The sequence below is a fragment of the Streptomyces oryzae genome, assembly GCF_017676365.1.
GTDB classification, from domain to species: domain Bacteria; phylum Actinomycetota; class Actinomycetes; order Streptomycetales; family Streptomycetaceae; genus Streptomyces; species Streptomyces oryzae.
Map to the genome: position 1 here is coordinate 1 of NZ_JADKMA010000214.1, position 12,902 is coordinate 12,902.

Genomic DNA, 12,902 nt, shown 5'->3' on the forward strand with positions numbered 1-12,902 from the left:
GGACCCCGGGGAAGTTCCCCTATCTGGTGGAGGCGGGCGCCGCGCGTTGACCTGGCACCATCTCCACCTGCGGCTTTGCGGGGCGGACGGCGGGGGCGACGCGGGAGCCGGGCCCGTATGCTGACGGAGCATACGGTCCCCGGCGATACACGAAAGCGGCAGCCCATGCGTGTCTATGTCCCCCTGACCCTGCCCGCACTGAGCGAGGCACACGGTGCGGGTGAGCTGGGGCCGGCGCCCGTCGAGGCGTATGCGGTCACCCCCGGGCTGCGTGCGTGGTGGGGGTCTGAGGACGAGGAAGAGCTGGAGTACGCGGCGCTGCGGCAGGCGGCGGGCGCTTCACTGCGGCTGCTGGGCGACCAGTTCGAGGCGGCGCGGCGCCGGGTGGTCGTGGTGGCGGAGGCCGCTGACGCGACCGTCGAGGTGGCGGAGGAGGGGGCCGGTGCCGAGGACGACGAGGGCGCCGTCGGCAGGGTGCGGCTGACCGCAGAGGTCCCGCTGACCAAGGCGGCGGCGGTGCATCTCGACGCGGAGGACGCGGTCGACGCTGTGACAGCGGCCGTCGGCGCGCTGCCGGCCGCGCTGAGCGGTGACGAGAAGGCACAGCAGGCCGTGGAGCGGGCCGACGACCACGAATTGCTGTGGTTCGCGACTCAGGAGATCCCGGCGCTGATCGGCTGACCAGCGGCTTCACCGGTCTCCTTGCGCAGAGGCGGCCGGAAATCGGTGTCGCGCTGTCAGTGCCGTCTCCTACCGTCTCAGGCATGGTCTTGGGGCGACAACAGAAGTCCGCACACATCGTGTGGGACTGGAACGGCACGCTGCTGCACGACATTCACACGGTTCTCGAAGCGACGAACGCGGCGTTCGACGAGCTCGGTCTTCCGGCCATCACGCTGGAGAGATACCGGGAGCTGTACTGCGTACCGGTGCCGCGCTTCTACGAGCGGCTGCTCGGCCGGCTGCCCACCGAGAGCGAGTGGCAGATCATGGACGAGACCTTCCACCGGCACTACTGGGCGCGGATCTCCGGCGCGGGTCTTGCCGAGGGCGCCGCCGAGCTGCTCGCGTCCCGGCACGAGGCGGGGCACACCCAGTCGCTGTGCTCGCTGGCGCCGCACGAGAAGCTGCTGCCGCTGCTGCGTACGTACGGGATCGAAACGCACTTCGTACGGATCGACGGCTCGGTCGGGCCGTCCGGCGGCGGCAAGGCGGCCCAGATGGTGCGGCACCTCGCGGCGCTGAGCGGCGTCGAGCCGGGCCGGACGGTGGTGATCGGGGACGCGGTGGACGACGCACTGGCCGCCGCGCACGTGGGTGCGCGGGCGGTGCTGTTCACCGGCGGCTCGCACAGCCGGGCCAGCCTGGAAGAGGCGGGGGTTCCGGTGGTCGACACGCTGCATGAAGCTGTGGAGAGGGCGGAGGAGCTGGCGGTCTCATAGCCCTGCGCGGCTCACTCCGCAGCCCGCAGCACCCTCAAAAACTCCCGCATCCAGGCCGAGTGGTCGGGCCAGGCGCGGGAGGAGACCAGGGGGCCGTCCACCACGACCTCGGCGTCCTGGAAGTCGGCGCCGGCCGTCTGCATGTCCATCTCCAGCGCCGGATAGGCCGTGACCCGGCGTCCGCTCAGTACGCCCACGGCGGCGGTCAGCAGCGGACCGTGGCAGATCTGGCCGACGGGCTTGTCCGCGTCGAAGAAGGCCTTGAGCACCTTGCGCAGCTCCGGGTCGTTGCGCAGGTACTCGGGGGCCCGGCCGCCGGGGATGACCACGCCCGCGTACTGCCCGGGGTCGACCTCGGAGAAGGCGAGGTCGGCGGGCCAGGTGTAGCCGGGCTTCTCGGTGTAGGTGTCGAAGCCGTCCTCGAAGTCGTGGACGACGAAGCGCAGCGTCTTGCGGGTGGGCGCCGCGATGTGGACGGTGTAGCCCTCCTCGCGCAGCCGCTGGTAGGGGTAGAGCACTTCGAGGGACTCGGCGGCGTCGCCGGTCACGAGCAGGATGTTCGCCGTCATGCTGCCTCCACCTTCCGGGGGCCGTCCCGGACGGGAACCGCCCGGGGCGCCGGTACCGTCTGTGGCAACGTGCCCCACGATCGCCGCTTTGCCAAGGGATTCCCCGACCCTTCCCCTGCTGGACGGATCGGCGAAGATCATCTCGGCGTGTTTGCTATCCGTACAAATTGCACTCGCTATCTGTACAAACGAGGCCCATGACACCCGGGTGCCCGGGGGCGATAGCCTTACCTCGTGATCAGCGCGATATCCACCGGAGGATCCGCCCTCGGGCACCCCTCCGTGCAGCGCCCCCCGCAGGACCGCGGGCGGGGCGCCGCTGGTCGTCTCTCCCGGCACAGCGGCGGACCCGAGCGGAGACCCCGCGTCATTCCGGTGCCGTGCCTTCATTTTCCCGACGTCACGCAACGGCGCGCGACAGGAGCCAGAGGACATGCAGAGCAAGCTGGATGAAGCAAAAGCCGAGCGGCTGGCGGAAGCCGCCCGGGTGGCTGAACAGAGCCCGGCCCAGGGGCGCCACCCGGTCCAGGGGCCGGACGGGCCTCAGGACGGGGCCCTCGAGGCGTATCTCCAGCGGTACTACCTGCACACGGCGCCGGAGGACCTCGCCGACCGCGATCCGGTCGACATCCTGGGAGGCGCACTCGCTCACTACCGGCTCGCCGAGGAGCGGCCGCAGGGCACGGCCAACGTGCGCGTGTACTCGCCGTCGATCGACGAGAACGGCTGGTCGTGCACGCACTCGGTGGTCGAGGTCGTCACCGACGACATGCCGTTCCTGGTCGACTCGGTCACCAACGAGCTCTCCCGGCAGGGCCGCGGCATCCACGCCGTGATCCACCCGCAGATGGTGGTCCGCCGGGATCTGACCGGAAAGCTGCTGGAGGTGATCTCGGCAGGCCGGGAAGACCTCGCGCAGATGCCGGACACCCAGCTTCCGGACACCCGGGCCACCGAGGGCGACCAGGCCAAGGGCAAGGGCAGGACCGGCCAGAAGGGCAAGAGCAAGGCCAAGGCCAAGGGCAAAGAGGCAGCGGACGCCGAGCTGCCGCACGACGCGCTGGTCGAGTCCTGGATCCACGTCGAGATCGACCGCGAGACCGACCGCGACGACCTCAAGCAGATCGCCGCCGATCTGCGCCAGATCCTCTCCGATGTACGGGAGGCCGTGGAGGACTGGCAGAAGATGCGCGGCGCGGCGCTGCAGATCGCCGACGAGCTGCCCGGCGAGCCCACCGACGAGCTCCCGCAGGAGGAGATCGAGGAGGCCAGGGAGCTGCTGCGCTGGCTGGCCGACGACCACTTCACCTTCCTCGGCTACCGCGAGTACGAGCTGGATGTCGCCGGCGAAGGCGACTCGTCCGGTGACGGCGAGGAGCTGAGCCTCGCCCCGCTGCCCGGCACAGGGCTCGGCATCCTGCGCGCCGATCCGCAGCGCAGCACGGAGGAGAGCCACCCGGTCTCGCCGTCCTTCAACCGGCTGCCCGCCGATGCCAGGGCCAAGGCGCGGGAGCACCGGATGCTGGTGCTCACCAAGGCGAACAGCCGTGCGACGGTGCATCGTTCGTCGTACCTGGACTACGTGGGCGTCAAGAAGTTCGACGAGGCGGGCAACGTCATCGGGGAGCGCCGCTTCCTCGGGCTGTTCTCGTCCGCCGCCTACACCGAGTCGGTGCGCCGGGTACCGGTCGTGCGCCGCAAGGTCGAGGACGTGCTGGAGAGCGCGGGCTTCACGCCCGACAGCCACGCCGGGCGCGACCTGATGCAGATCCTGGAGACGTACCCGCGCGACGAGCTGTTCCAGACCTCCGTCGAGGAACTGCGGTCCATCGTCACCTCCGTCCTCTACCTCCAGGAGCGCCGCAAGCTGCGGCTCTACCTGCGCAAGGACGAGTACGGGCGGTACTACTCGGCGCTGGTCTACCTCCCGCGCGACCGCTACACCACTGCGGTGCGGCTGCGGCTGACCGAGATCCTCACCGAGGAGCTGGGCGGCACCAGCGTCGACTTCACCGCGTGGAACACCGAATCGGTGCTCTCCCGGCTGCACTTCGTCATCCGGGTGAAGCCCGGCGCCCAGCTCGCGGAGCTGACGGACGCGGAGATCGAGCGGATCGAGGCCCGGCTGGCCGAGGCGGCGCGCTCGTGGGCGGACGGCTTCAACGAGGCCCTGGTCGCCGAGTGCGGTGAGGAGCAGGCCGCCGAGCTGGCCCAGAAGTACGCGCGGGCCTTCCCCGAGGGCTACAAGGCGGACTTCTCGCCGCGCGCCGCCGTCGCCGACCTCCAGCACCTCGAACAGCTGGTGCAGGGCGGCAAGGAGAACGACTTCTCGCTCAGCCTGTACGAGCCGGTCGGCGCCGGCCCAGGTGAGCGCCGGTTCAAGATGTACCGGACCGGCAGCCCGGTCTCGCTCTCGGCGGTGCTGCCGGGGCTGCAGGCGATGGGCGTCGAGGTGGTGGACGAGCGGCCGTACGAGCTGCGCTGCGCCGACCGCTCGCAGGCCTGGATCTACGACTTCGGGCTGCGGATGCCGGACGGCAGGCGCGGCCTGGAGGAGGAGACCCGCGAGCGCTTCCAGGAGGCGTTCTCCGCGGTGTGGACAGGCCGCGCCGAGAACGACGGGCTGAACGCGCTGGTGCTGTCCGCCGGGCTGACCTGGCGGCAGGCGATGGTGCTGCGGGCGTACGCGAAGTACCTGCGGCAGGCCGGCTCGACCTTCAGCCAGTCCTACATCGAGGACACCCTGCGCGGGAACGTGCACACCACCCGGCTGCTGGTCAATCTGTTCGAGGCCCGGCTGGACCCGGCGCGCAGGTGGGCGGGGCACGAGCTGACGGACGGCATCCTGGAGGAGCTGAACGGCGCGCTGGACCAGGTGGCGAGCCTGGACGAGGACCGCATCCTGCGCTCCTTCCTCACCGTCATCAACGCCACCCTGCGCACCAACTACTTCCAGCGGGGCGCCGACGGCGAGCCGCACACCTATGTGTCGATGAAGCTCGACCCGCAGGCCATCCCTGACCTGCCGGCGCCGCGCCCCAAGTACGAGGTCTGGGTGTACTCCCCCCGCGTCGAGGGCGTCCACCTGCGGTTCGGCAAGGTCGCGCGCGGCGGTCTGCGCTGGTCCGACCGGCGTGAGGACTTCCGTACGGAGATCCTTGGCCTGGTCAAGGCGCAGGAGGTCAAGAACACCGTCATCGTCCCCGTGGGAGCCAAGGGCGGCTTCGTCGGCAAGCAGCTGCCGGACCCGGCCACCGACCGCGACGCCTGGCAGGCCGAGGGCATCGCCTGCTACAAGACGTTCATCTCCGGACTGCTGGACGTCACCGACAACCTCGTCTCCGGCGAGGTCGAGCACCCCAAGGACGTGGTGCGGCACGACGAGGACGACACCTACCTCGTCGTCGCGGCCGACAAGGGCACCGCCACTTTCTCCGACATCGCCAACGAGGTCGCCGTCTCCTACGGCTACTGGCTGGGCGACGCCTTCGCCTCCGGCGGCTCGGCCGGCTACGACCACAAGGGCATGGGCATCACCGCGCGCGGCGCCTGGGAGTCCGTCAAGCGGCACTTCCGCGAGCTGGGCCACGACACCCAGACCGAGGACTTCACCGTGGTCGGCGTCGGCGACATGTCCGGCGACGTGTTCGGCAACGGCATGCTGCTCTCCGAGCACATCCGGCTGGTGGCCGCCTTCGACCACCGGCACATCTTCCTCGACCCCGACCCGGACGCCGCCACCTCCTACGCGGAGCGCCGCCGGCTGTTCGAGCTGCCGCGCTCCTCGTGGGCGGACTACGACCCCAAGCTGATCTCCGCGGGCGGCGGCATCCACCCGCGCGGCGCCAAGTCCGTGCCGATCACCCCGCAGGTGCGCGAGGCGCTGGGCATCGAGTCGGGCGTCACCAAGATGACCCCGGCCGAGCTGATGCGGGCCATTCTGAGCGCACCTGTCGACCTGCTGTGGAACGGCGGCATCGGCACCTACGTCAAGGCGTCGACGGAGAGCGACGCGGACGTCGGCGACAAGGCCAACGACGCGATCCGGGTGGACGGCCAGGATCTGCGGGTGAAGGTCGTCGGCGAGGGCGGCAATCTGGGCTGCACCCAGCTCGGCCGGATCGAGTTCGCCACGAACGGCGGGCGGATCAACACCGACGCGATCGACAACAGCGCCGGCGTGGACACCTCCGACCACGAGGTGAACATCAAGATCCTGCTGAACTCCGTGGTCGCCGACGGCGACATGACCGTCAAGCAGCGCAACGCACTGCTGGCCGAGATGACCGACGAGGTCGGCGAGCTGGTGCTGCGCAACAACTACGCGCAGAACACCGCGCTGGCCAACTCGCTCGCCCAGGCCCCCAGTCTGCTGCTGGCCAGCCAGCGGCAGATGCGGGCGCTGGCCAAGCAGGGCAAGCTCGACCGGTCGCTGGAGTTCCTGCCCTCGGATAGGCAGATCAGGGAGCGGCGCGGCAACGGCCAGGGGCTGACCCAGCCGGAGATCGCGGTGATGCTGGCGTACACCAAGATCAACATCACGGGCGAGCTGATCGGCACCTCGCTGCCGGACGACCCCTACCTGGAAGGGCTGCTGTACGCCTACTTCCCCAAGCCGCTGCGCGAGCGGTTCGCCCAGCAGATCGCGGGCCACGCCCTGCGCCGCGAGATCATCACCACGCTGCTGGTCAACGACACGGTCAACACCTCGGGCTCGACGTTCGTGCACCGGATGAAGGAGGAGTCCGGCGCCTCGACGGAGGAGATCGTGCGCGCCCACACCGCAGCGCGCGCCATCTTCCGGCTCGGCGACATCTGGGACGAGGCCGAGTCGCTGGACAACCAGGTCGCGGCAGGCGTGCTGACCGACATCCGGCTGCGCTCCCGGCAGCTGGTCGAGCGCGGTACGCGCTGGCTGCTCAACAACCGTCCGCAGCCGCTGGCGGTGGCCGACACCATCGAGCTGTTCTCCAGCCGGGTCGAGGAGGTGTGGGCCCAGCTGCCCCAGCTGCTCAAGGGCGACGACCTCAAGTGGCACCAGCGGGTCTACGACAAGCTCGCGGGCGCGGGCGTCCCCGCCGACCTGGCGCTGCGCATCGCCGGCTCCGCGGCGGCGTTCTCCGCGCTGGACGTGGTGGCCGTCGAGGGCCGTACGGGCAAGGATCTGATGGACGTCGCCGACGTCTACTTCGACCTGTCCCACCGGCTCGGCATCACCCAGCTCCAGGGCCGGGTCAGCGAGCTGCCGCGCGCCGACCGCTGGCAGTCCATGGCCCGCTCCTCCATCCGCGAGGACCTGTACGCGGCGCACCAGCTGCTGACGGCCGATGTGCTGGCCGCGGGCGACGGTGCGTCGACCACGGAGCAGCGGTACAAGGCGTGGGAGGAGAAGAACCACGCCATCCTCGTCCGCGCCCGGGCCACCCTCGATGAGATCCAGGCCTCGGAGACCTTCGACCTGGCGAACCTGTCGGTGGCCATGCGGACGATGCGGACGCTGCTGCGGAGCAACCGCTGAGCGTCTGACTCCGGGGCGCCCGGCGTGGGGGCTGGCAAGCACAGCAGTTCCCCGTGCCCCGTAAGGGGCGCGGGGAACGGCTCCCCCAAGCTCTTCGAGCAGGGGGTGCCCCCAAGCCACAGCCAACCCGCAGACCGCCGCCGGTATCAGCACCGGCGGCGGTCACGCGTTTGGCCCTCTGCCGCGCGACGGACGACTCCGGCGCTGCCTACCGTGAAGTGTGGGTGCGCTGGTAGACGGAGTGGACGACGCGAACGACGACGGCAGCCGCGCAAACGAGCAGACCGGCGCGGCGGCGCCGGACGTCGCCGACACCCTTGTGCTCGACCCGGTGCAAGAGGGCGGCAACCGCGAAGGCGCGGCCGGAGGTGAGAGGGAGGACGAGGCCGAGGCGGAGGACATCGAGGCCGCATTGCAGCGGCAGCGCCGCACCGCCCTCGCCCGGCGAAGGTCGAAATCGGCAGCGGCGTTGGTGCTGCTGGCCGCCGGCTACCTGCTCCAGGTGGCCGGCATCGTCGACGCGCACGCCCCGCTCGTCGTCCTCGGCGCCGCGCTCGGTCTGCTGACCGAGGTGCTGATGCCCTCCAGGGCGCGGAAGATGACGTGGCAGCTGCGCCGGGCTCAGTTCAACCCGCCCGCGCGGCAGATGCTGCGGGACGCGCTGCTGCTCGGCGGTCTCGGCAGGCTGGACGTGCTGCCCCCGGGCGGGACCGGCGCGGTGCTGCTGGGGGCCGTGATGCTGTGCTGGGCGCTGCACTTCTGCTGCCAGGCGGTCGCGGGCGCGGTACGTACCCGGCGGCGGCTGCCGGTGGTCACCCGCAACATCGACGCCTCGGCGCTGGGCCTGTCCACGGCGCCGCCCGCGCTGTTCGTCAAGCGGTCGACGGTGCGGCTGACGGCCGTATCGGTGCTGACGACGGGCGGGATGTGCGCTGCCGCAGTCACCGGCGACCTGGTGTGGGCGCAGGCTCTCATCTGGTGCTGCTGTGCCGGGGTGCTGGCCGGGACCGGGTGGCTGGCCACCTGGCTGCTGCCCGGCAAACAGCTGGTCGGCGAGGAGGAGGCGCTGGCGTGGCTGGACCAGTGGCTGGCGGAGTACGGGCCGACCGTCGGCATGTACTTCTCCGGCGGCGCGTCCTCCGCGTATCAGGCGAACATGTGGCTGAGCACTCTCGCGCAGCTGGACGGGCGGCCGTTGATCGTGCTGCGTGAGCGGTGCATGGTGCAGAAGATCGACGCGACCGACATCCCGGTCGTCTGCATCCCCAAGGTCACGCATCTGATGCGACTGGAGCACTCCACGCTGAAGGTGCTGCTGCACCCGGCCAATTCCGGCAAGACGGCGCAGGTGCTGCGCATCCCCACCCTCAAGCACGCCTTCATCAACCACGGCGAGTCCGACAAGCTCTCCTCCTGCAACCCCTACGCCAAGGCGTACGACCAGGTGTGGGTCGCCGGGGAAGCCGCGCGGGAGCGGTACGCGCAGGCGTACATCGGAGTCGAGGACAAGGACGTGGTGGAGGTCGGCCGCCCGCAGCTGGCGCCCATCCAGCCGGCCGGCACCCGGACCGCGGGCGAACGCAACGGATACCTCACCGTTCTCTACGCCCCCACCTGGGAGGGCTTCACCGACGACCCGGGCAACACCTCGGTGCTGATGGCGGGCGAGAACATCGTCAGGGCGCTGCTGGCGGACCCGAAGGTACGGCTGCTGTACAAGCCGCACCCGATGACCGGGACCATCGACCCGCGGGCCGGCGCCGCCGACAAGCGGATCCGCGCGCTGGTCAGGGAGGCCAACGCCGAACGAGAAGCCGACATCGAACGGCAGGCCGCAGCCGGGCAGGCCGACGCCCGGCGGGACGGCGAGGAGCCGGGCCCGGAAGCCGTGGCGGCGCTGGAGGATGCGGCCCGCGAACTGAGGGCGCTGACCCGCGCCGACGTCGGGCGGCACGCCGACGAGGTGGAGCGGATGCTGCGCCAGACGGCACCCGAGCCGGGCCGGGCCCAGGCAGCGGCGGAGGCCCTGCGGGTGTGGGAGGAGGCGTACTGGGCGGCGAAGCCCTGCTGGGGGCACCGCGTGATCACCGGCTCGCGGCCCGGCATCTACAGCTGTTTCAACGAGGCCGATGTGCTGGTCTCGGACGTCTCCTCCGTCGTCTCCGACTACCTCAGCAGCGAGAAGCCGTACGCGGTGGCCAACACCAGCGGCATGGACGACGACAGCTTCCGCACCGCCTGTCCCACCGTCCGCGCGGCGACGATCCTGGGCCCGGACGGCTCGGGCATCCCGCAGCTGCTGCACTCCGTACGTCACCCGGAAGAGGACACACTGGCTCCGGCGCGTGCCGCGCTGAAGGTCAGGCTGCTCGGTCCCGCCGAGCCGCCCTCCCTCGTCCGGTTCAACCGCGCGGTACAGGCCCTGGCGCGGGAGGCGGCCGCCCGCGAGCAGCGCATGCGGGCTGCCGACTGCCCCACAGGGGAGTCGGGGCCGGTCCCGGTACCGGAGCCGGAGACCGAGCAGGGTCAGGCGCCGGCCGAGGCGCTGGGGGAGGACGAGCGGCCCTGAGCGCTCTGCGCGTCCGCGGCCGCGGTGCCCTGTCCGGTGGCGGGTTCAGCACCCTGCCCGGCGGTGGGCTCCGCCGTGCGCGAGGTGACGGTCCGCAGACTCAGGACGAGGTTGTTGTTGACCGAGAAGTACAGCTGGACGGCCTGGTCGGTCCCGTCCAGCCGGGCGGGCGGGGTGACGTCCGTCTTCTTTCGGTCGGCGAGATCCCCAAGCAGCCGCCCCAGCCGCACCCGTTCCGGGCCGAGGCCGGGGCGCAGCCACAGATCCCACACGGCCTGGGGCGAGCCGTCGGCGAACGCGGCGGGCAGATCGAACGGCAGCTCCAGCCGTACGGTGACGCTCCCGTCCGCCGAACCGTCGGGGTCGGCGGTTTCCTGGCGGCCGGGGAACTCGAACGCCTGCCGCGGGTCGTCGCGCGGCACTGCCAACAGCAACGGCCCGCCCGACAGCTCCACGGTCCGCTGCGACAGCGGGGGCTGCGGGCCGCCGGTCCCGTACAGCCGCGCGGTGAGCCTGAAACCGTGCTCGCCCAGCTCGATCGCGGTGACCTCGGCATGCCGGGCGCGGGACCAGACGCGGAGGGCGAGATGGCCCTCGCTGGTGGTGTACGGGATCCAGGGCTGCACCGTGCCGTCCGGGGTGACCGGCGGGGGCAGCGTGAGCAGCCGCGCCGTCTCCACCATGGCCGCCTTCACCCGCTTGCTCCCGCCGTCCGAGGTGCGCTCCACATAGGCGTCCCACCGCGCCTCGAACAGCTCCACTTCGGCGCGGCTCAGCCGCAGTTCGGCCCAGCCGTCCGCTCCCGTCTGCTCGCGCGGCGGCACCGGGACCCGGACCGGCTCAGCGCCGTCCCGGTGCCGGGGACGCAGCGCCAGCACCGCCGCGCTCCTGGGGAGGGAGTCGGCACGCAGCCGGACCAGCAAGGCGCCGTCCCTCTCGACCCGTACGTGGGCGACCGGGCGCGGCAGCCCTTTGGCCGTGCCATGCCCCCGGGCGCCTCCGCCCCGGCGCAGGCGCAGGGCGCGCGCCAGGGGGCGCAGGAGGGGGATGAGCGCGCGGGGTACGAGGCGGCGCGCGGTGCGTACGACGCGCGCCCGCCCGCCACTGCTGCGCTGGTTGGCTGACGATGCGGAGGGCGCGGAGGGCGCGGACGGCGCCGATGTTGCGGACGGTGCTGGACGGGCCGACGGGGCTGCTGGGGCCGCTGGGCCACTGGACGGGGCGGCAACGGGCTCGGAACGCGGCGCGCCCGCCGACGCGTTCGGGCCCGCCGAAACTTTCGGCCCCGCCGAGGCGGTCACCCCCGCACCGGCGCCCGGGCGGCCCTCGAGCAGCCGGGCCATCAGGTGTTCGTACTCGCCCGCGACGCGCTGCGGGCAGTAGCGGGCCGCCTTCTCCAGCGTCGCCGCGCTCATCCGGGTGCGCAGGGCCGGGTCCTCGACGAGGTGGAGCAGGGCGTCGGCGTAGCCGCGTACGGTCGCGCCCTCGTCCTCGCCCAGCGGGGCGAGCAGTCCGTCCTTGCCATTGGCGATGATCTCGCCGGGCCCGTACGGGCAGTCGGTGCTGACCACAGGGACGCCGCAGTGCATGGCCTCCACCAGCGTCATCCCGAAGGACTCGGCGTCGGAGGAGACGGCCGCGACGGAGCCCTTCGCCCACTCCGTCTCGATGGGGGAGTGGGCGCCCATCAGGAACGCGCGGTCGTAGAGGCCGAGTTCGTCGCGCAGGTCCCGCAGCGCGTCGTGCTGCGGCCCCCGTCCGTACAGCCGCAGCGACCAGTCTGGGTGCTTGTCCGCGACGAGTGCGAAGGCGCGCAGCAGCCGGTCGTAGCGCTTGACCTTGATGAGCCGGCCGGCGGCGACGATCAGCTTGGCCTGCCCGTCGGACGGCTCGACCCGCGGCGCCGGCACGGCGTTGGGTACGCAGACGATCTCGGTCCGCACCTCGGGGAGGGCGGCGCGGTAGGCGGCGGCGTCCGCGTAGGAAACGGTGACGAACGCGTCCAGGTGGGCGAGGGCGGCGTCCTGGTGGCTGCGGATGTGCCCGCTGTGCATCGCGTGGGTCAGATGTTCCTGCCCGATACGGACGTAGCGGTCGGTGCCGTACGCGGCGAGATAGTCATTGATCTTCGGCCGGGTGCCGATGACGACGTCCGCCTCCAGGTTCTGCAGCAGTTCCCGCACCCGCAGGTCGCCGAGCCGGGTGGCGATGCCGCGCTCGAAGTGGTCACGCCCCTCGGTGAAGCGTTCGCTGGGCCGGTGGAAGTCCGGGTCGTCCCCGTCGTAACCGGGCGCTGAGCTGCGCAGTTCGATGAGCGGGGTCAGGGTGACGCGCGGGTCGAAAGCGAGCGCGGGGTCCTGGCGCGATCTGCGGAGACTGACGACCTCCACCTGGTGCCGGTCGGCGAGCGCTCCGGAGAGGTTCACCGTCGACCTGATCGTCCCGCCGATTCCGTAGGCGTTGTCCAGCAGGAACACGATCTTCATCCGCGGCTTCCCCTTCTCTCTGCAGCCTCTGTGCAGCCGGTTTCCTCCGACTATTTGAGGCGTGAAAGGAGAGGGGATGCGTTCTTAACACTCGTATGTCCCTCATTCGGACCCCGCGGCGGCATGCCGCGACCGCATGGGAACAAGCCGCACTTACTGTCAGATCAATGGCCTCGAAGATCATCGACCCAGCCGGACCGGGCGGCGGAAACGGCGCGCCCGTCGACGGCGGCGTACCCACGTCGGCGCCGTCCGGCAAGCCACGCGCTGCGGGGCCGGAGACGGGGAGCTCCGCGGAGGTGGGGCCGGAGGGGCGGG

The 12,902-nt window shown here is 71.4% G+C and carries 6 protein-coding genes; 4 read left to right on the plus strand and 2 right to left on the minus strand.

From position 1 onward, the window contains the following. Positions 1–165 precede the first annotated feature (165 nt). Entirely contained in the window at positions 166–681 is a 516-nt protein-coding gene (locus ITI46_RS29405) for a DUF6912 family protein (protein ID WP_209242963.1), read from the plus strand. A gap of 83 nt (positions 682–764) precedes the next feature. Then, positions 765–1,442 (plus strand): HAD family hydrolase, encoded by a 678-nt coding sequence (locus ITI46_RS29410; RefSeq protein WP_209242964.1) that lies wholly within the window; start codon positions 765–767, stop codon positions 1,440–1,442. An 11-nt stretch (positions 1,443–1,453) separates the two neighbouring features. Here the strand turns inward: ITI46_RS29410 and ITI46_RS29415 are convergent, their stop codons facing one another. Next, on the minus strand, positions 1,454–2,011 hold the full coding sequence (locus tag ITI46_RS29415; RefSeq protein ID WP_209242965.1) for a DJ-1/PfpI family protein: 558 nt from the start codon (positions 2,009–2,011) through the stop codon (positions 1,454–1,456). 433 nt (positions 2,012–2,444) lie between these two features. Here ITI46_RS29415 and ITI46_RS29420 point away from each other — a divergent pair, with 433 nt between their 5' ends. Together ITI46_RS29420 and ITI46_RS29425 are read left to right on the plus strand one after the other, a co-directional pair. Next, a complete protein-coding gene (locus ITI46_RS29420) occupies positions 2,445–7,529 on the plus strand; it encodes an NAD-glutamate dehydrogenase (protein WP_209242966.1) in 5,085 nt (1,694 codons plus the stop codon). A gap of 220 nt (positions 7,530–7,749) precedes the next feature. Then, a complete protein-coding gene (locus ITI46_RS29425) occupies positions 7,750–10,098 on the plus strand; it encodes a hypothetical protein (RefSeq protein WP_209242967.1) in 2,349 nt (782 codons plus the stop codon). Here the strand turns inward: ITI46_RS29425 and ITI46_RS29430 are convergent. Then, positions 10,056–12,584 (minus strand): glycosyltransferase, encoded by a 2,529-nt coding sequence (locus tag ITI46_RS29430; RefSeq protein ID WP_209242968.1) that lies wholly within the window; start codon positions 12,582–12,584, stop codon positions 10,056–10,058. The genes ITI46_RS29425 and ITI46_RS29430 overlap by 43 nt on opposite strands. Between the last annotated feature and the right edge of the window lie 318 nt (positions 12,585–12,902).